Source organism: Nocardia sp. NPDC051900, from assembly GCF_044452545.1.
GTDB lineage: Bacteria > Actinomycetota > Actinomycetes > Mycobacteriales > Mycobacteriaceae > Nocardia > Nocardia sichangensis.
The window spans coordinates 175436-196636 of record NZ_JBITBU010000012.1 but is presented as its reverse complement, the minus strand read 5'-3'; the positions used below and the strand labels follow the sequence as shown (position 1 = coordinate 196636).

Genomic DNA, 21201 nt, shown 5'->3' with positions numbered 1-21201 from the left:
AGTTATTCAAAATCGAATCCACGAACGGATCCGACTGGCATATGGGGACGCATAAGATACGCTTGTCAAGTATCGGGGGAATGTTCCGGCAGGCTCAATACTTCGGGGTCTCCACGCGCACGCGGACACAATGTTCAACACAACCCAGCTGGCCATTCTTCTGGATGAACTGGCAAATCTGCTGCCGAACAACGACAAAGAAGCAGAGATGCTTGTCGTATTGCGCGATGCCGCCGAAACCGCTATCCGTAAGAATGGGTATCTTTGGTTCAGTGGGGACTGAATTCGTGCGCGATCGGCGTAAGTAACATGGTCGGGCTGTGACGGCACCGAGTCAGACGGAGCAGAAGGCTGTGTCTTCCCCGAGCACCTTCCGCGCGGAGTCGAGATCGGCGAGGCGCTCGGACATGGTCGCCATTGCGGCCTCGGCCGGTAGCACGTCGGAGAACTTCAACCCGCGTGCGGCGCGCTCGTCGACTTGTGGCAACCCGAGGACCGGCTGGAGCGCGTACCGTTCGGCCAGCGCATTTCGCCACATGTCGATCGTCAGGTCCGGTCGCAGTCGGATGCTGAAATCGTTCGGACGCTGACCGGGATAGACGATGTCGGGAAGCGACGCGGCCAACGTGGCATTGGCCCGGAATCCCGCCCAGGTCCACCAGTGAACTTTCTCTCCGTCCCGGTGAACGATCGTCGCGTCCACGCGGGTTCTGCCGGTCCCTTCGGTGGCGCGGAGGTTGGTCAGTTGAGCCCTGGCCCGACGGGTGAGCTCGACCGGCGGATCCGAACCAAGGTACACATCTCGCACGGCGCGCGTGAGTTCGAACGACAAACCTCGAAGGCCCAGGTTCGACCATTTGGCCACGCCCCCGGTCTTCGCCGGTTCCACGAAGGCGCGACGCCGACTCCAATCGATGTAGGTGACCTGCCAGCTGCGCCCGGCAAGCAGCAATAGCCGCGGGCCCGGGTTGTCGTCGGTGAGGATGGAAGGATCAGTGTGGCCGATCTCCTGACGTCCGGCGAGGACAGTGAACTGCGGTGGTGCGGTGAAGGCTGCCGTGAGATCGAGAAAATGTCTGCGGCCGAATCGCTTTTCGGCGGCCGGGCCCATGTGGAGCAGACCGCTGTCATCGTCGAGATATCCCTGTGTGAGCAGATGCCGCAGGATCGGCGCCGCCGATTCGTCGAAGGGCGCTAGTTCATTCCACTCGTGAGGCCAGAGGCGGTCGCCGATGCTGTGGTGCTGCAACGTGACGGCCAGTAGTTGCTGAGCGACAAGGTGTCGTGGTGCGGGCGGGGGCGTGATCGGTTCGACCCATCCGCGGCCCCACAGCAGTAGCAGCCCTGCGGCTTGGACGAGGGCATCGTCGTTGGTGGCCAGGAATAGACAGTTGCGGGTGCTGTCGGAGCGGCGGCCGGTGCGCCCGATCCGCTGCAGGAATGACGCGACCGTTGTCGGTGAGTCGATCTGGATCACCCGATCGAGGTCGCCGACATCGATGCCGAGCTCGAGCGTGGACGTGGAAACGATTACGCAGTCCCGTGCTTCGGCGAATGCCTTTTCGGCGCGTGTGCGTTCGTCGACGGAGAGCGACGAATGGGAGAGGAACACCGTGACTTCACGGTCCCGCAGCGCGGCTCCCAAATATTCGACTTGTCGTCGGGAGTCGCAGAAGACCAGTCGCTTCTCGCCTCGATGCAGTGCCGCGATCACTTTGGCGGCATTGTCGAGCGAGCCGACGTAGTCCAGTTCGACTTCCCCCGGCGGGGGCACGGCGCTCTTCCCTGCGGGTGGCAGGGTGACATCTGGAGCGACTACTCGACCCGGGCGGATGCCTGCCCCTGACCCCTGTAGCCAGCTGAGTAGCTCACCGGGGTTGCCGACGGTAGCGGACAGGCCGATGCGCTGAATCGGGCGCCCGGTCACACGTTGCAGACGTTCCAGCACAGCCAGCAAATGCCAACCCCGGTCGTCGCCGGCAAAAGCGTGGACTTCGTCGACGACGACGGCGCGGATGTTGCCGAGTAATTCGTTGTGGTCGGTCTTCGTGCCGATCAGCATGGCTTCCAACGACTCCGGCGTCGTCAACAAGATGTCGGGGTGTTCGCGCCGGATGCGATCCCGCTTGGAGTTCGCGACGTCACCGTGCCAGAGCGCCGCGCGCCTGCCGAGCCACTGGGCGTAAGTGTCTATCCGCGTGACCAGATTGTTCAGCAGCGCCTTCAGCGGGCACAGGTAGAGCACCGAAATGCCGGTCCAGTGTTGACGTTCCATGGCGCTCAACAGTGGAAAGCAGGCCGCCTCGGTCTTTCCGCCCGCTGTTGGTGCGAGGAGAACGGCGTCCTCGCCATCGATGAGCGGTGCGATGGCGTCCTGTTGAAGTGGCCGCAGACCCGGCCAGCCCAGCGTGTTGACGATGTGGTGGATCACCACGGGATGGAGGCGATCCCAGGGTTCGTCGGTCACAGTTCCAGGTCGACGTCGTCGGCTCGCACGAGATTGCGCTCGGCGTCGGTGAGCTCGGAGGTACTGACGGTGAGCTTGTAATGCTGTCGCGGATCGAAGTCGGGGAACTGGTCGATGCGGTCGAGGACGTCGCCGACGAGTTTCTTGAGGAACAGGCGGGGCGCGACACCGACTTTGCCACCGAGAGTGCCACCGACCGCCCTGGCGAGGTCGGCGATATAGGCGTCGTCGGCGACGTCACGGATCCGTTCGGGGTGCTCACTGCTATCGGCATACAGGTCGCGGATGGTGCTGCCCAGTGCGACGAGCGAATCCATGGTGAACCCGGGCAAGCGGATCTGCACGGCACGGGGGTTGTCGAAGCGCGGGTCGGTGGTGAAATCCGTGGCGAGGCGCTGCGCCAGCGGCGCCAGTCGCTGCACGCCCTGCTGGCCGTCGTAAAACGCAGGCGTGCCCGTGATGAGCAGATACAACCCGGGGAACCGGCCGGAGTAGACCTCATCGATGAGCTGACGCAGCGCATTGAGGGCTTTGTCCCTGGCATCGGACCGCACTCGCTGCAGGGTCTCCACCTCGTCGAGTACGAGCAGCAGACCGCGATGACCGCTGTCGCGCAGCGCGGTGAGCAGACCTTGGAGGAATCCGAATGCGCCGAAGTGGTCGAGTTCGCCGCGCACCCCCGCAGCCCGCCTTGCCGCGGCAGCCACGTTCGGTTGTCCGCCCAGCCAGGCGAGGATCGCGGCGGCGGTCGCTTCATCACCGTCGACCAGTGCCGTGCGGTATCCGCGCAGCGCCGTCGCGAAGGACGGCGCATGCCGCGAGACCTCGATCAACCGTGCGGTCATGAGTTCGTCGACGGCGCTGATCAGCGAGTTGTCGTCGGCACCGGCCGCCAGAGCGTCTTCCTCAAGCGCATAGAACCACGCGTCGACAACCGAGCGAAGCGCACTCGGTGGGAAGCTCGACGTCGTGAGTCGCTCGGTGAGTCGCCGATACACCGTCTCCAGCTTGTGCAACGGTGTCTCGGTTTCGGAGATCTGAACTTCCGACACCGCGAAGTTGCGCCGCTTCGCCCGCTCGCCCAGCCATCGCGAGAAGAACGTCTTACCTGATCCGTACTCACCGCGGACCGCTTTGAATACCGACCCGCCGGACTCGACCACGTCCAACTCCGCGTCGAGGGCGGCCTCGAATCGGTCGAGCCCGGTCGCGAGCAAGTCCAGTCCGCTCTCCGGCACTGCGCCGCGCCGCAGCGCATCGATGACCGCGCGCCGCCGGGCCGCGCTGACCTGGGTTGGCTGGCTACTCACGTGGACAGTCTCGCATGGGCAGAGGGCGTGCCGATTCGAGGAGTTTGCTGTGATTGATCATCACATCTGTCAGCCGGGACCACCACGACTACCTGCCTCGCTCGCAGGGCGGTCACTGGCTGGGCAGTGGGGAACCCTTCAGGCCCGATGCCGCGTAGCCTCTCGACAGCCCGAAGCCCCGCGAATCTTCGCGATAGGCCATCGAGGCGCCGGAGCTTCATGCTGATTGTGCGGATACGCGGCTGTCAACTGCCCTTCGCGGCCAGCCTGACTACTGCGGTGGTGTTCGTCCAAGACGACGGTACGGGCATTGCATCGACGCCGTGGACGTCGCCAGCGGCGGAACGGTTGGGCTGCCCCGCTGCCGTGCGAACGGTCGCCCGCTCGCCCGCTGACGAGTGCAGGCGCGCCACCGCTCACGAATACCGGTATGGCGTCCAGTCCGCTGACGCTTTCGGCGGCCTGCGATGTCGGTGGTCAGCCTGGCTCAGGCGGGACGAGCGCCGCTCCGAGTGAGTTCTGCCGAGTTTTCTCGAATTGGTTGGAACCGATCCGGCTCGACCGACGTCTCAATCTAATGACGGGACAGGAAGCAAGCGGGGCCAGGCTGACGAGAACTCTTGTTCTCCAATCGAAGTCAACTCATGAGTCAGCGCTGCTCGAGCATGTCCCGCCAGAGTTGCTGATGGGACGATCCCGCCAGCAAACCCGCTGCCGGGCACGGCGGCGGGGAGTGAGTCGGATAAGCGAATCAGTCTTCACAGGCATGATTCGCTGCAAACGGGAGGGAAATCGATGACGATATTGTTGCGGCGGTCGCAGATTCAGCATGAGCGCATCCGTTCGACGCTGCTTCGTGTCCTGCGGGGGCTCTTTGTGATCGTGGCGCTGACGGTGCCGATGTCGGCGGGCGTCGCTGTCGCCGAGGGGCCCGGTACTGGCCTGGTGTTCATGGCGAGGACTGAGTATCTTGCGAGGTGGGGCACCCCCCGGGAGAGCACGACGCGTTCCGCCGGGATCGTTGCGGTGGCGTGGCCTATACGGCAGAACCAAAGTGACTGGTCGACGATCCTCTGGGACGAAAGCGATCTGCGCGGGGTGAGCACTCCAGTGCGAATCGGCAACGAGGCCGACCTTGGATGGGAGCACTACGCGGGTCGGCACAACCTGACATCCCGTACCCCGATCCATGCCGCGTTCCAAACCCACAAGCCCGACAAGGACTTGGGTGCCCGCCAGGAGTACATCTCTTACGCCGTGGATCCCAGAGGCAAGATCCACATCACCATCCGGGTCATCGTGCAGGCCGCGACACGCACCGACGACCGCCGTTACACCACCGGCGACGGCAAGAACATCGGCGTCATCACTGCCTATTGCGAGGGCTACGATCGGTGTCCGGACTGGGTCAACAAGGTCTAGCCTCCTAACGAGTCGACACTTGGAAAGAAGCCAATGACGACCGGCACCGCCGACGCGAAGTTCGATTTCCTGCTGTGCAGCACGATCCCGCTCGTGCTCGCTCCGCCTGGTCCGTTGCCTCCCACGGGAGCGCGGGTGCGTGGTGTCGTGCGCGCCGATGCGATACACGCGCGAATAGCGCTGTCCACCGCCACAGACCTGTCCAACGCGGTCGCGGTGGAGTTCGACCTCACCGCAGAGGGCACTGGATTGGACGTAGACGCAGCAGTGGACCATATGCGCTTCACCGTTGCGTCGACGCTCGCCGATATACAACGCACTCACCAGCACCATCCGCGTGACAGCCACGGCAACATCGTGGTCGCGGCATCCGAAACCGGCTTCGACAACACCGCCGTGTCCGTCTACCCTGACCAGCGCCTGTTCAGCCTGTTCAGCATCTTCGTCCACGGCGGCGGAGTCCCATGGTTCGAGGACCTGTACACCTTCGCCGGATTCATGTTCACCAATGCCCGGGTGTGCCGGATTTATTTGCGGGTGACTGCCACGGGAGTCACCTACGGAATCGATCTGCCGCTCATCGGGACCGACGGCCGCCCGATGGTCGGCTCCAACCTGCCACAAGAGCTCGCGCCGCTGGTCCGCAACGGTGACCTCGCCACACGACGAGTCCTCGACGACACCGACAACTACTGCACGGCCGTTGTCGACCTGGGCGCCTGGCTGGGCCCGGCACGCACCGGCACCTCCGAAACTGCCGAGGGACAGTCGGCGCCTCCGGAACCAACCGCCCCGTGGACCTGGATGAGTAACGAATCCCACCCCCCTCGCCAATAGCTCATCAACGCGGGTACACCCTGCCTCGACCGCTCTTGTGATTGTCAGCGGGCTGGTTCTGTGCCGGGCGGCGCTCGGCGTCTGCGGAGCGCCGCCCGATCCGTCAGCGCAGGCCGAACTGGGTTCGCAACAGTTTCACGTGCAGCCGCAGTGTCCGGCCGTCCGACATGGTCTCGAGTACCTGTGCTCCGTCCACGTTGAGTAGCTGTCCGAGGACGGCGGCGAAGCCGCCGGCGCGGGTTGGTGGGTCGCCGACTCGTTGAGCGAGCGCGCTGGTCGACTGAGGTCCGTCGAGCAGCGCCCGAATTGCCTTCGCCAGCTTCGTGGTTGCCGGTTTCCGGGCCAGTTGCTCCAGCTGTGCGGCGAACACCTCCGAGGCGAGAAGTGCGGTGACCAGGTCGTCGGTGGCTCTCGTCGGCTGTGGCGGGGCCGGGAGTGGGATGTCGAGCGTGATCTGATCCGTCAGTTTCTCGGCGGCCTTGTTGGCGACGCGAGTCCGCGTCTTTTCGACAGCGGGTGTGAGCACCTGCGGTTCCGATTCGGTATCGTCGCGCCACCATTCGGGCCGCTGGTCGCCCAGCTCCTGCCAGCCGGCGGGAGGAGTGGCGCCGAACGGCAGGAACGCCAGCACGGGGATGGTGATCTCCGCCAGCGCGGCGCCCCCGTGATAACCCGCCTTCTGAGCGCTGTAGCGGGAGTCGTTGTCCCACAAGGCGACGATCGATGCGCCGGGCTCTGGCCAGACGACACGGGGGCCGTGCAGCGCGATCTCCGTTTCGGTTCGCCGGTCGAATTCGGCGGCGGGCAGACGGTGTCGTGCCGACTCGATGTTGTTCGCCTCGACGAGCACACCGTGCCGGTCGACGACGTGGCCGTGATCGCTGGTGATGAGCACGACCATGCCCTGCCCGGTGGCAGCCGATACCAGGGCTCGCAGGTCGCCGATTTCTCTGGTCTCCCAGCCGGAATCATCGAGTTTGGCTTCCTTGGCGAGCCGGTCATCGATGGTGTTGAGCACGACGGCGACATGGCAGTTCGGGTCGGCGAGGGCCGCACCGAGGTCGGCCCCGAACCGATCGCCCGGCTTGCTGCGCAGATCGTTCTTGTGGAACACCTCGGCACGCTTGGCACCCCAGAACGGATGCTGTGGGAAGAGGCGTTGCTCTGTCTTCTGGTCGCCCTTCAAGAGTTTGCCCGCGAACAGGGAGGTGCGCGACACCGCGGTCAGACTGGGCAAGGCCGCGGCCATGCAGCGACGGTAGGGCTTCCCCTCGCGGGGCAGGGGGTCGTACTCGGCGAATGTGCCGCGCAGCTCGCCGGCCAGTTCGGTCGCGATGGAGGCGCTCATGCCGTCCACGACGATGAGCAGCACACGATGATCGGCGGCGAGCGGGCGCACCACACGATGCAGGAAGGTTTCGACCGTCAACATGGTGCCCGGGGATGATCCCGATTCTGTCCACACCGCTAGGTTTTTCGCGAACTCACAGTCGAATTCACGACGGATCTTGCGGGCGCGGGTGGCAATGGCGTCGTATGCGACGCGTAGTGCGGCATCGTCATCGCCGCCCGCATCGAGATAGTCGAGGGCGCGGTCGGCCCATGCGGTGTCGCGCATCTGCCGGTCGAGTGCCGCGGCGACGCTGTCGCAGGTCGGGTCGGGATCGGTGCTCAGCCATCGGGTCAGGCGCTGCGCCATCCGAACCCGGCCTATGCGGACGCGATGATCAGCGGCGAGGTCGTGTGCGCGCAGGGCGGCCACGGTCCGATCGATTTCCTCGGCCTTGCCGCGACCGAGAGCTGCACCCGCGGCCGTGAACCGGGCGTCGAGACCTGCGGTGAGCAGCGGACTGTATTCCGCGGCCGTCCCCGCACCGAACTGGCGGACGAGAAGGTCGGCCTGCGCGAGCACGGTGTCCGCGATCTTGCGGGCGTGCCGGGCGGATTCTTCGGCTTCGTCGTGCGGATCGGCAGAAGAACGCGCCTTCACCAACAGATCCCGGATGTAGTCCTCGCAGGTGCGGCCGAAGGTCGCGAGCATGCGGTCCAGTTCGCCACTCACCGCGGGCGGATGATCACCGAGCCAGCGCTCGACGCGCCCGCGCGCCTGATACACCGCACTGTCCGCGGCGGCATGCCGCCACAGTGCCGCGCATACCAGCCCATAGGCAATGGCTTCTGCCCCGTGCCCGGTGCGCACCAGCGCTGTCACGACAGCGCCGGTCGCGCCGGATTGCTCATCTTCGGAGAGGAACTGGGTGAGTCCATCGCGCTCAGGTGCACGCAGATCGAGCAGCAGCTGCGGGCCGCCCGGCCGCTGCGACCACTCGAGCAAACTGAGCGGATCGATCCGGTCCACCGCGGCCTGGATGCCCAACCGGCGGGTGGCCAGCGCGGTCAGGGCGGGAACCCGAGAGAGAATCCCACCGGCCAGCGCGGTCGGCCACCCCTGCGCCCCGGCTGCGTCGAGCAGCGCCTCGCAGGCCCATGCCTCTCGCTTGAGCCACGGGTCGATCTCCTTGGCGTTGAAAGACTCACGCACGATGTCCCACCGATCCACGGTGTGCACTCGTCCACGGTGGGTGCGCACGAGTATGGCCGGGTCGAGGTCGTGTTCTTCGACACCGGTCAGCAACACCAGCACGCGAGGGTCGGGAGAGATCTCGCGCGCATGCGCGAGGACCTTCTCGTGTACCGCCAGCGGCGAGGCGCCGACCGCCACCCGCGCGCGGCGACCATCCGCGAGGGTCAGGACGGGGTCACCCTCCCATTCCGGCTCGCCGCGCAGCAGCAGCGTCACGGGCTCACCGGGCTCAGCCAGTACCTTCTCGAGCCGCTTGTGGGAGAAGAGGTACTGCGCGACGGTCGTCCTCGACAGCCGTAGCGCAGTGGTCACGGTGGCACCGGTCATTCGATGACCTTCCACGTGATCTCGACCGAAGCGCCGGGTTCCAGAGCGGCGAGTTCGGCCAGGTCGGCGGAGAACTTCGCTACCGCATCACGAGCCGTAGTGGTGTATATGCCGGACCGGCGGGTAGACCGCTTGCCGGATCGCGGTGTGCTGCCGTCCAGCGGCGGGTTGCTGGTAGGAGTGCCCAGATCGATGTCGTCCGCGCCGGTGGCAGCCTTCGTGGTCGCGCTGGGTGCCGGCGGTGCCGGCGGTGGCGGCGGAACGGTGCTTGCCTGGCGATTGCGCTCGGCCTCCTCGCGCAGTTTCCGAGTCGTCAGCGCGGTGATCTTGGCGTCGGTGCTGCGCAGCGCCTCGGCAAGATCGGCGGAGCGCTGGTCGGATCGGGCGGCGGTGCGCAACGAGTCCAACAGTGCGGCGCCTTCGGGACCGAGCAAGCTCGCCTGCTCCAGATTGCGCCACGCGGCGTGAGCGAGTGCCGCGATCACCTTATCGGCTGATTTGATCGAGGTGGCATACCGGTCCGCATTGACCCCCGCGAGATCGAAGTGGGCGAGGGCTTCGACGGTTTTCTTGGCCCCGGCCGACCCGCCCCCACCGGCGGAGGTGAGAGCCGACAGCAGCTCCAGCGAGCGACGAGCGAGCGCGAGACGTCCTGCGGGTTCGCTGTCGTCGAGCTCGAGGAAATCCGCGTGCTTTTCCAACTGTTCGACAAGCCGTGCGGCCGGGTCGTGGTACTTCGTGGCGGTACTGCTGATCTGCCGGGCGAACAGCTGCACCGGACCGCCGCGCCGCAGCGTCGGCGCCTTGTCCCCGAAAATGACCTCGAACCGGTTCCGCGCGGTGTCCCAATCCGATTCGCTCGGCAGCGGCTGGGTCCGCAGCGCGTCACCGGCCTGGATCTTGGTGAGTTCCGGCGCGTCGATCGGCACACCGCCGCGCACCCAGATCCGGTCGTCCATTTCGGCGAAGGACGCGATCACCAGATTGGCGATGTGCGGCTCCAGACCGCGCGGCTGGGGCAGGTCGATCCATTCGCCGAGCGAGATCACCGATAGGTCGCCGGTTTTCCCGGCATTCTGCGCCGACTTGCGGAAGTGGTCGGCCCACCGCTTCGACAGCTCGAAGTAGGCCTCCTTCTGCTGGCCCAGACCGAGTGGCTCGGCGACTCGGCGCATGAGCGCGCGGTCTTTCGCCGGAACCTCGAAGCGATTGTCCCGCGCTTCGGCCGCGCCCTTCACCTGCGCGAGAACGGTTTTCGCGTCGGCGGCCTTGACCGCGGTGCCGGTGCCGTCCGGGTCGAGATTCGGGTGCTCCGGGAACTGGTGGGCGAGTAGCTTGCTCGCGAGTGCGCGGATGGCGTCGTGCATCGATTGGCCGATGGCGACGGTGAGACCGTCGATATCGGGCAGCGGGTGGAACAGCCGGTCCAATTCGTTGGTCACGTCGTCGGGCTTGCGTTCGGCCAAACCGTACGCCTGCTTGAACGTGGCGAGCACACGTTTGCGCAGGGTTTCGCGCTGGGACTCCAGCAGCTGCTTCGCGCTGGTTCGGTTGTCGGGATTGAGGTGCTGGGCGTACTGGGTGTCGAACCGGTACGGGTCGGCGAGCGCCTTGGTGACCACCAGTAGGCGGCGGAAGTCTTCCCAGCGGGGCTTGGTCAGATGCGACGGCAACCACGCGACGGTGCGCGGATGGTTGTCGCCCTGTTCCTCCTTGAGCCGCCGGATGCGGTCGGCGTCCTCGACCGGCCCGAGGATGCCCTCGTCGTAGGGCAGGTCGATGACGATGCGCCAGCGGCCCTCGTAGGCGGGCTGCAAGTCGTGGTTGGGCAGGGCGTCCTCGTCGCTGACGTTGCCGAAGACCACTTCCGCGACGCGGTTGGACCCGCGCCAGACGAAACGCAACTCGTCGGCATCGAATCGGCCGTTGGCTCGATCCAACCCGAATTCCTCGGCGAGGAGGTCGCGGGCGAGTGCGAGCCGGTTGGCCGGGTTGTCGTTGACCTGCGCGTTGGCGATCACCGATTCCACGTCGACGCCGGAGAGTTCCAAACGCACACCCGGATTGGCATCGGTGCCGGTGGGCTTGATCTCCGGGAACCGGGCGGCCCACTCGCCGATCATGTCCTTGATCACGCCCTCTTCCCGCCCGGGAATCATGGTTGTGATCGAGCCGTGGTTGAGCGCGGCGAGACGGCGAATGGTCAAGTCACGCAATGCTGGAACGCTGGGGGCGAGCGCTGCCAACAGCACCGTGCAGGCGAGACGGTTCTGACCGACGAACTTCTTGCAGTTGCCTGCGAGCTTGGCGTCGGTGATGGTCTCGCGCCGATTGATGTAAGCGTCGATGTCGTCTTCGGTGACCTCGCACGTGCTGAGCAGGTACGGGCGCAGCCGCGTCTTGTACAGCTTGTCGGCGGCATCGAAGAGCACCTTTTTGTCGGCGACGAACGGCCGGTCGCCACCGCGGGTGAGCTGCTGGTAGAGATCGCCCAGCGGCACCAGATCACCGAGCCGCAGCTCGTTGCGATGATCGGCGAGCAACTGTCCCATCAGTTTCAGACCGGTGCGTGAGCGCTGCAGTGCGGCCGAGATGTGCACCAACGTATCGAGGAACGCCGGGGAGAACGGGTAGCTCAACCGGAACGACGCCTCGTCGGCGCCAGTGGTGCTCTCGTCGGAACCGAGCAGCGTGTCCCACACCTTCGGTCCGATTTTCTTGGTCTTCTCGAACGCGGCGTCGATCTGCGCGCTCGCGGCGGCATCGCGCGGCTTCAGCAATCGAGCGTGGGCGATCTGCGGCAGGTTGCGGTCTTCGAGACTGATCAGGTCGAACCGGCCGGAGGCATGGTTGAGGGCGTCCTGGATCGCCGATTCCGCCGCGCCCGCGAGCTCTTCACCGACCAGCTCGCGCAGATCGCGCTGACGGGCGATGAACGAGACGATCGGGATCGCGCGGCGCGCGTCACCACCCTCACGGAAGTTGGTGATCTTGCTGGCCTCGCGCGCCACCCGCTTCTCGTCGTGGATGAGGCTGGCGAGCCACAGGATCAGCTCGTCGAGGAACAGGATGATCGCGTCGTAACCGAGCGATTTCGCGTGCGCGGCGATGACACTGAGACCCGCATCGAGGGAGATGAAGCCGCTCTCGTCTTCGGCGGCGCGCTGGGCGAACCCAGGCAACAGATGAGTGGTCGCGTCGTGCACCAGCTTGTTGCGCAGCTCCGGCGGCGTGGTCGGATTCACCAGATTCAGGCTGCCGCCGTCGTGCGATTCCGTCGCGGTCAACGCGGTGTCGACCTTCTGGGTGGTCCAGTGGAAGGTCGACTCACCCCATTCGTCGTCTTCGTCCTCGGCTTGATCCTGGTTGAGGACGGCGAGGAACCGCTCTTCGCCCATGGAGGTGCGCAGTGCCCGCAGATCGGTGAACATCGCGTCGGTGCGATACACCGGAGGAGTCAGTGCGTCTGGATGCTTCTCGCGGACGAATTCGACGTACTTCCCGAGCACGCGCTGCTCCATCGACTTGGCGTCGATCATGTGATACGGCACCATCAGGAACTTCTTGCCGTCCGAGAGCAGCCAATCGTGCTTGGTGATGATCGGATCGAACTCGCCTCGGGAGCGGGCGACCGGGTTGCCGGAGAGCAGGGCGTACAGCACCGCCATGAAGTGCGACTTACCGGCACCGAACGAGCCGTGCAGGAACGCCGGTTTCGAGGTGTTCCCGTCGAGTGCGGACTTGATCAGCGCAAGGGCTTCGTCGAAGTTGCCGAGCAAGCGGTCGGTGAGCACATAGTCCTCGACCGCTTTGGTGGAGCCTTTCTCGGTGACCGCGTCGGCGAGGGTGAGCACGTAGTCCGAGCCGGCGACGTGCTCCTTGATATCGATGAGGTCGCGCAGAAGTGGGCGTTGGTCCATCAGTTGTCCCCCTCCGCCGCAGCGGACTTCTTCGTGGTGCGCTTTGTGGTTGTGCGTCGGCCCCGGACGGCGGGTTGCGGTCGCCAGTTGCGGAGGTCGTCGTCGGTGAGGCCGTGTTCGCCTTGCATGCTGCGGCGGTCGCCGGAGAAGAAGGCCGACGGGGCGATGCCGAAGTTCGGATCGACCTCGTTGTGCCACTGGTCCAGCCAGGGCTGGAGTTCGAGCAGGCCCGCCAGGAACGGGGTGATCTCCTCGGTCGAGAGGCTGTTCTCGGCGAGGTAGATGGCGATGGCCATTGCCTGTTCGCGGTGGTCCCAGCCTGCCCAGCCGTAGAGCTCGGGGGTGGCGACGTTGCTGGAGCCGTAGGAGATGAAACGCTCCTTGGGCACGTCGAGCTTGCCACGGGCCTGCCAGAACGAAGTGCGCAGGAAGTCCGCGTTGGTGTACTTGGGTGGTACGGGGATGGAATCGCGAAATTTGTTCTTCTCGTGGCCGTCGGGCATAGCGTCTTCTTGACGCTGCATGTCCCAGACGTGTTCCCAGTCCTTGCGCTTCTTCAAGCCGGAGGGCTTGTAGCGGAGGGCGGCGAGGAAGGGGACGTGCTCGTCGGTGATCAGGTCTGCCACGACCTGGGCCAGATCGATGCGGGGTGCGTACAGCGCTGAGACGGAGACGAAGTCCTCATCGGCTGCGAGGCGGTCGGTGAGCCTGGACAAGGTGAGCATCTGAGGTTGACCGTTGTCGTCGAACCACAGATCACGAGACTCCATGCGATCGAGCAGCCAGGCACGGAGCGCTCTTTGCTGCAGCACATCCCAGCCATCAGTGGCCCATCGACGCTTATATTCTGGGCGCTCGATCATGCCGATCGCTCGGTTCGATTCGATCGCAGCAATTCGGCGCTGGACAACTTCCTTGTATTCGGCTGGCCAATCAGCTGGGATAGCGGTGACTGGCGTGAACTTGTGGTTGTGATGCTGGAACCAAGTGGTTGAGACCGTCCCCTGCTCTTGCTTACGAGCGAGGACGATCGCGAATGCACGCTCCGCAGGGGCGAGTGCCGGAACCTGCGATGGGGTGGCAACGATGGTCTCGTCCATCACCCTGTATGCGCCGTAGACGTGCCAGTCCAGTTCTTCTTGCAGCGCAACCAGGCGGCCGCGCAACGACTCCCACTTCTCTCTTGCGATGCGCAGCGCAGCTGCGGTCGGAACTGCGCGCGTAGCAACAGCATGAGGGCTGACTTCCGAAAGGTCGCGAGCCAATTGGTCGAGTTCGCTACCAAGAGCGGCCGGGGCCGATGCCGGCAGGGGGAACTCTTCAAGCTTTGTACCCGTGAACTCGAAACGGTGCTCCCACGGTTCATCTGCTCCAGCTGAGTCGGCGCCGGGTCGCCCCTTGTCGTGGCTCACCATCTTGAGCCAGAAGCAGGCGGTGGAGCTGTTGAGCAGCCCGAGCAGCCGCAGATGCTCCTCCTCGCTCGCCCCCTCCCGCAACTTGATCACCGGCGCGGACTGCTTGAACACCTTCCCGCCCCGGTCCAGCACGAAATGGTTGTGTGTCGCTACGAACGCGAAGGGTATAGACCATGTGCTAGCCCCTCGGTCCTTGGGAATCTGATGCCACTCATACCACGGTCGGCTATCGCTGAAGTATGTTCCACGTGAGAACGTTGCTCGATTGCCCAGCTCGGTGCGCGATGGCCAAAGGTATCGGGCTAGCGCCGGATATTCCTTGAGTAGTTGGAGCTCGCGTTGCTTGTCATACGGATGAAAAGCGTAGTCGCCGTCGGCGAACGAGTAGTCCCTGACTTCGTCGCCGACCACGAGGCGTCGGATGTACTGGTTCTCGCTTTGGATGCGCGTGAACACCCTATACTCTGCCGTCATGGCATCATCCGATCCCATGACTCCATAGAAGCCGATTCGTGAAATAATCTGGCGCAAAGATCCAACCGCGCAGTCTTCGATCCGACTGATCATCTCTGTGCCGCCGTCGAGGAGAATCCACGGCTGTTTGCCGAAGTATCGTTCCCGGTCGAGGTTATCGACCGAAACCCACTGACTCTGGCCGGGGGCATGATCGATCTGCTCGATGATCGCGCGCCAAACGAGCCCATCTTCTGGATTGGCAGGAGCCTTCGGTTCACCCTGGACGCTTCGAACGGTACGGATCGTCGTAGCGCGATTCTTGCCTGAGCGCCGCGTTCCCACCAGGATCACTGTGGGGGTACCGTGCCCTGGAATGTACGCACCGGAAGTATCAATGACTTCAGTCAGTTCAACGGAATGCGCGAAGTAGTTCTCAATGAGTTTTGTTCCGAACTCCCGCTTCATGAAGGAGTTTGCGGTGATTTGCCCAACTCGGCCATAGCCGTTCCCATCGGAATCGCCGAGCTTGGCGAGTTCAAAGAACCGCTGGGCGAAGGGTACCGATAGTGCGTACTTACCGGAACATGCGTTGTACAGTCCTCGGTAGATCTCGTTGAGGTTCTTGTCTTTGACCGTGATGTAGGGCGGGTTACCTACGACGACGTGGTACCGGCCCGGGTCGAGGATTCCCGGGTAGTCGTGGACATCCTCGGTAGCATAGGAGAATTCAGCGAGTGGGTCACGCTGGTCGCCGTCGAAGGTGAGCTCCAGCTGTCGTGCCTTGATCAGCGAGTCACCAACCGCCAGTTTGATCGGCCATTCGTAGCGTGCGGCCTCGGCAAGCGTGCGCACGTTGGCGGCGGCCATGGCGGCGACGAGCAGTCGGAAGCGGGCGATGGCGATGGCGAACGGGTTGATATCGATGCCGTGCACCGAGTTCAACGCTGCGTAGACACGCTCGTGCCGATCTTTCGTCGGCTGCTCGTTGGCCCACCGCTGGGTCAGTCGTCGGAACGCCCCGAGGACGAAGTGCCCCGACCCGCAGGTGGGATCGATGAGCTGGATCGTCTCGTAGCCGAACTCGCGGATCGCAGGTTCGAGGGTGCGGTCGAGGATGAATTCTTCAACGAATTCGGGTGTCTGGAGTAGCGCGTAGTTCTTGCGGATGTCCTCGGACAGGTCTTGGTAGAGGTCGCCGAGGAAGCGGGTGTCCCAGCCGTTGATGCCGTCTTCGTCCAGGGGGTCGGTGAAGTTGTGGACGAGTACGCCGTGCTCGTCACGGGCGCGCCAGAATTCGATGAGTTGGCGGGCGCCGTCGTGGGAGAGGGGGATCTGGTAGAGGGCGTTGTGGTTGGGGTCGAAGAGGAGTTTGCCTGCTTGGCCCGCGCCGAGTTCGGCGAAGGCGTGTTCGAGCCAGCCTCGGTAGGTGGGATCGGGGTCGGTTTCGACGTAGGCGTCGTAGCGGGCTTGGGCGAGTTCGCGGCGGTCGTCGGTGGGGCCGGTGAGGTAGGGGTCGGCGATGAGGTGGTTGTCTTCGCAGAAGCGGACGAAGACGGTGCCGAGCACCCATGCGACGGCGACCTGGGTGATGCGTTCGCCGAGCCAGGAGGTCTCGGTGGCGGCGGTGCGATTGAGTTTGCGAGCTTGCGCCCATTCGTCGTGCAGGCGTGATTTGACCTCGGGCAGGATGCGCAGTTGCTGCTCTAGGTCGTTCTCGACCGCGGTGACCTGCTTCTTCAGGTCGGCGAGAAGTGCGGCGCGGTCGATCATGCGGTTACTCCTGTGTCGGTCGAGGCGCTGGCGCGATGGATATTGCGGATCCACGCTTCCGGCAATTGGATCCACTCGTTGAGAGCGGATTGGTAGGGCACCGCTTCCGCACCGAGGTGCGGCTGGCGCATGGGGTCGGACTGCGGACACAGCAGCCATAGGCCGCCCTTGCCGCGGCGGGCCTGTTCGGCCAGGCGGGCGAGGACGCTCATGGCGTCGTAGCGGGCGAACACCATGGTGTCGGTGAGTAGTAGCGGGCCGTTGCCCGCGATGTTGTCGGCGATCTCGGCTTCGATGCGGCCCCACGCGGTGCGCGCGTATTCGCTGAACTTCAGCGCCGCGCGGGAACCCGGCTCGGCGATATCAGCGCGCAGGATGGTGTCCCAGGTGGGTTTGGTGCCAGGGGGGACCAGATCATGCATGTTCGCCAGGAACAGGGCCGTCGCGGACATCGGACGCACCGAGAAACGTTCCCGCAATTCGTGAATGGCGGCGGGGGTCGCCGAGGTCGGTGTGGTGGGGGAGGTGAGGACCCGAAAACCGTCACGTGGTGCGGCGCCGGTGAGCAATTCCTCGGCGCGGGCGGCCTTGGCCAGGTTCGGGTCGTCGGAGTAGCTGCCCGCCGCGTGGCTGTTGAGGGCGGTCGACCAGCGCGGTGCGTGCGCGGTGTAGCTGGACAGCTGATCGGCGTGCTCGGGAATGTAGCGCTGGATGCGGGACTCGGGGTGGGTCGCCACCACGAGGTCGAACCCGGCTTCACGCAACGCTTTCGTCAACTCCGGGGTGGGCACGTCGCGGTCGCTACCCGCGATGGTCAGCTCGGGGAACCGTGCCAGGATGCGTTCGAACACGCGCTCCGCCCGCAGGCCGGGCTGCTGCTTCAGCGGAACGCCGGGGGTGAGAGTGAGCAGACCGGCCTGGGTCAGGCGGACTGCGCGCACCAGCGGGAGGTCGCGCGGATAGATCTCGAGCCGCGGCGTGACGGCGGCGTTGCGGGAGGCGCCGACGGCCACCTGCACCAGGCGGCGCTCGTCCAAGGTGGGAGTGCCCGCAGGCGGGTCGATCGCGCCCAGCCGGTCCAACACGGTCGCGGCTGTCGGCAGGGTCTCCTGCGCCGCCAGGGCGTCAGCGGTTTTGCCCAGGCGCAGAGCGTAATTCGCCAGCGCCGGTGCGGCTGGGGTGTCCGGGTCGGCGTCCTCGCCTGCCTCGAGTGCCAGCACCACCACGGGGTGTTCGCCGGAGTCGCGTCGCTGGGCGGTGTAGATCGCGGCCTCGTCCGGCGTCAGTTGCTCGACCTCGACCACGACGCGCACAGCCGCCAGACCCAGCGCCCGGCGCTGGGCGCGCTCTTGCAGGCGGGTGCCGCGCCGGGCGATCAAGGCATCGGCGAGTTCGGTAGCCGCAGCGACCCGGCCGAAGCCGTCCAGCAGTTCCAGTACTTGCTCCCCCAGGGCCTGTACGGCGGAATCCTTCTTCCACTGCTGCCGTTGGGTTTTCAGCAGTTGCGCGACTCGACCCGAGGTCAGGTTCAGGGTTTCCGCGACCGCCGACTGAGTGGGCCACGCATCGAGTTCGGGCAGATCGCCCGCGCCGGGAATCCGCAGCAGTCGAGCTACCGCATCGACCTTGCTGGCGTTGGAGCCGGTTCTGCGTTCCGGAACGAAAAGGGCGGCCAGGGTGTCCAGGCTCAGCGTGCGTAGCAGGCCTGCGCCGAGGTCGGCTTCGGCGGCGTTGAATTCCTCCTTCGCTTCCTTGCGCGCTTGCGGTGTGAGCGGTGCGGGCTCGTCCTTGCCGAAGCGCCGGCCCCATTCTTTGAGCCGGTCTTGGATCTCCCGGCGGGCACGCGCGCCCAGGCCCGGTGCGTTGATCAGCTTGCCTCGGCCGTAGTCGAGCAGTTCACCGACGGTGTTCACACCCAGCCCATAGAGGAACTGCTCGGTGGCGGCGGTAAGACCCGCCTGTGACAGGTGGGTCTCGACTGTAGCCTGCTCGTAGATCAGACGCCGCTGGTCCTCCGGCGACACCTGGTCCACATCGGAGGGCGGCGCCGGATGCGAACTCAGCGGTCGCGGCGGCACCGACCTGGTCATGTCGAGGAAGACCTTGCGCCAGGCGTCGCGCATCGGCTTCAAATCCGAAAAACGTTGTGCGACATCGCGATGCAGTGCTTTGCGGAAAAACCTGACCAGCCCGTCGCGCACCGACGGATCGAACGCGTCGGCGGCGATTTCCGGATATGGGAACTCCGCGGGGTCCAGCTGGCGCGGCAACACGCTGCCGTCACCCCACCGCGGCAGCTCGCCGGACGCCATCTCGTGCAGCGTCACCGCCAGCGCGTAGCGTTCGGCTTGCGCGTCATAGACACTGCGGGTCAGGGTGCCGATGAACGGGTCCAGGTAGCCGTCGGTGCCTGCCTCGGTGTTCTGCACCGGGTACCCCGCCAGCGAGAAGTCGATGAGGACGAGTTCTCGGGTCCGGTTGGGGCGCACCCGAATCGCGATGTTGTCCGGTTTCAGGTCGCGATGCCAGACGCCCTCGCCCTCGAGGAAGTCGCTGGCGGCGAACAGGTAGTCGCTGTAGGTCTCCAGGCGCCCGACCTGCAAGCGGCCGTTGTCACGCAGCTCGCGGGCGACGGTCTCCTCGGTGCGGTGCCCGGAGTCCTGGTCCAAGCCCTGCTCGTCACCGACATACTCCAGGACCAAGGAGGTGAGGCCAGCGAGTTCCACCACGCCCGGATCGACCAGGTTGATCACGCCCGAATGCCGCCGCAGGCCGCGCAGCACACCGGCCTCGCGTTTGAGCACGTCGGCTCGGTCCTGGGAGAGCGCGACCTTCAGCACCACATAGGTTTTGGCGCCGCGCTTGTCGGTCTCGGCCTGCAAATCGCGCACGAGTAAAGCGCGGCTGGTCGATCCGGTGCCCAGGCGGCGGCGCACCAGCCAGCGGCCCGCGAGCACATCGTCACGAACGGCCTCGAGTGGATCCTTCTCCTCGGCGACGACCTCTTCCTCGTCGGGCGCGGTGAGCGCCTCTTCGACATCCTCGAGCAGTTCCAGGAACTCGTCCATGGAGGTGAGCCGTTTCGACGGTCGGTAGTCCGTCGCCGCGGCCACCAGAAGATCGACATCCTGCGGCAGATTGTCGACCAGTGCGCTCGGGCGCAGTTCCTCACCGGCCTCGAAGCGGGTCAGCAGTTCCGCTTGGGTGGCGGCGGGAGCTCTACCCGTCACCAGCAGGTAGGTGAGCATGCCGAGGCCGTAGACGTCCATGGCAATGGGGTCAGGGGAGGGCGCCGACACCTCGGGCGCGAGGTAGGCGTCCGACCCGCTCGACAGGTGATGCGCCGACAGCAGAGTGGGGGCGTGCCGAGTCATCGTCAGTGCGGTGCCGCCCGAGCGCTGGGTCGCCACCTGCCAGTCCGAAATCTGCAGCCGGGGCGAGCGCCAGCGCTGGGTTTCACCCGCACCGGGGCGGGGGACCACATGGATCGAGCGGGCGGCGAGCGCGCGGTGATACAGGCGGGCCGAATGCGCCGACCGCAACGTTTCCGCGAGCTGTCGCACGAGTTCGATCCGGTCGCCGAGGTCCAGCGACTCGCCATGGCGGGCGAGGTAATCGTCCAGGTGCAGGGTGTCCGGGTGGTATCGGAAGATCAGGGCAGGACCGGCGATATGGCCCGACGGATCGAACAGTTCCAGTTGCACGGCGCCCGGATGCCGGAACTTGCGCAGCACCGCGGCTTCGCGTCGAGCGGCCGCATCAACAGATCTGCGGGCTTGCTCGTCCGCTCCACGTTCACGCAGGTAGACGCGGACGCGGACGGGTTCGCGCAGCTCGGTGTGCGCGGCCAGATAGTCCTGCCAGGTCGGGCCCGCGTCGAAGGGTTTGCGTTCCAACAGGTAGGGACCGACGGTGAAATCCGCATCGCTGCGCCGGATGCCGACCTGCTCCAGGGCCTTCTTGATCGCCTTCGCACGCTGGGCGCTGATGGTGTGCTTGATGTCGCGGACCGGCGCATCGAGCCGATCGATCAGCTCGCGGATCGTGTGCGTGTTGGCGCGGTCGCCCGCCGGAAGTTCGAATCGCAGACCCGAATTGGTGAGGCAGACTGCCGAGTTCAGAAAAACGCGTGCGCCGCTGTCGCCGAGCAGGCCCGCGAGTTCCTTGCTCTTCTGGTTCACCAGGTGGAGCGGGTTCCGGTGGAACCGGCGATCACCGCGCGTAGTGGTCTGGACCCAATCTCCGCCCTCGCCGGTGAGCCTGCCGCTCCAGTCCTTGAGCTCGATCATGTGCACGCCGTTCGGGGCGATCACCAGCAGATCGACCTCACGTACGTGCCCGGTCTTGGCGGTGAAGGTGAAGTTCGACCAGGCGTACCACGGATCGACGTTCGGCAGTTGACTCCGGATCGCTTCCAGCCCCCGGCGCTCATGCTCGAAACTCGACTCGGTGACCGTTGTCCACCGACCCTCGTCCATAGATGCGCAGTCCTGTTCTCGTCGTTTTATACGCCGCTCGATCCCCCGCCCACGCGACAGACCGTGCGATGCCCGCACCGCTTGTGCAATACGTCCATATCAGCAGTTCACCGCCGATATAGCCCACCTTTGCAAGAAACACTAGTTTGCCCGGCAAGGTGCCGATGCATCGGAGGACCTGCTGGACCGTACCGGCCCGGCAGGCTGTAAGCCGT

Annotated in this window: 9 protein-coding genes; 3 read left to right on the top strand and 6 right to left on the bottom strand. The window is 65.3% G+C overall.

Going from position 1 to position 21201, the window contains the following annotated elements; genetic code table 11:
• The first annotated feature begins 130 nt into the window (after window positions 1-130).
• Window positions 131-283: a hypothetical protein gene (locus ACIA5H_RS22055; RefSeq protein WP_397077205.1), complete on the top strand. Its 153-nt coding sequence runs from the start codon at window positions 131-133 to the stop codon at window positions 281-283.
• A gap of 51 nt (window positions 284-334) precedes the next feature.
• On the opposite strand, the gene ACIA5H_RS22050 is transcribed toward ACIA5H_RS22055, so the two are convergent.
• Window positions 335-2467 (bottom strand): DEAD/DEAH box helicase, encoded by a 2133-nt coding sequence (locus tag ACIA5H_RS22050; protein WP_397077204.1) that lies wholly within the window; start codon window positions 2465-2467, stop codon window positions 335-337.
• The gene (brxD, locus tag ACIA5H_RS22045) at window positions 2464-3777 is read right to left on the bottom strand and encodes a BREX system ATP-binding protein BrxD (RefSeq protein WP_397077203.1); all 1314 of its coding nucleotides are present in this window, start codon (window positions 3775-3777) and stop codon (window positions 2464-2466) included. Before brxD ends, ACIA5H_RS22050 begins: the two co-directional genes overlap by 4 nt.
• Window positions 3778-4572: 795 nt before the next feature.
• On the opposite strand from brxD, the gene ACIA5H_RS22040 reads away from it, so the two are divergent.
• Entirely contained in the window at window positions 4573-5199 is a 627-nt protein-coding gene (locus tag ACIA5H_RS22040) for a hypothetical protein (protein WP_397077202.1), read from the top strand.
• Between the two features lie 33 nt (window positions 5200-5232).
• Entirely contained in the window at window positions 5233-6036 is an 804-nt protein-coding gene (locus tag ACIA5H_RS22035) for a hypothetical protein (protein WP_397077201.1), read from the top strand.
• A gap of 103 nt (window positions 6037-6139) precedes the next feature.
• Here ACIA5H_RS22035 and pglZ read toward each other — a convergent pair whose 3' ends face one another.
• Genes pglZ through pglW form a run of 4 tightly spaced genes read right to left on the bottom strand, consistent with a single transcriptional unit; the run spans window position 6140 to window position 21064 of the window.
• Window positions 6140-8947 carry a BREX-2 system phosphatase PglZ gene (pglZ, locus tag ACIA5H_RS22030; RefSeq protein ID WP_397077200.1) on the bottom strand — a complete coding sequence of 936 codons (2808 nt, stop codon included), beginning with the start codon at window positions 8945-8947 and terminating at the stop codon, window positions 6140-6142.
• A complete protein-coding gene (locus ACIA5H_RS22025) occupies window positions 8944-12867 on the bottom strand; it encodes a phage resistance protein (protein ID WP_397077199.1) in 3924 nt (1307 codons plus the stop codon). Before ACIA5H_RS22025 ends, pglZ begins: the two co-directional genes overlap by 4 nt.
• Entirely contained in the window at window positions 12867-16508 is a 3642-nt protein-coding gene (gene pglX, locus ACIA5H_RS22020) for a BREX-2 system adenine-specific DNA-methyltransferase PglX (protein ID WP_397077198.1), read from the bottom strand. Before pglX ends, ACIA5H_RS22025 begins: the two co-directional genes overlap by 1 nt.
• On the bottom strand, window positions 16505-21064 hold the full coding sequence (gene pglW / locus ACIA5H_RS22015) for a BREX system serine/threonine kinase PglW (protein ID WP_397077197.1): 4560 nt from the start codon (window positions 21062-21064) through the stop codon (window positions 16505-16507). Before pglW ends, pglX begins: the two co-directional genes overlap by 4 nt.
• Window positions 21065-21201 lie beyond the last annotated feature (137 nt).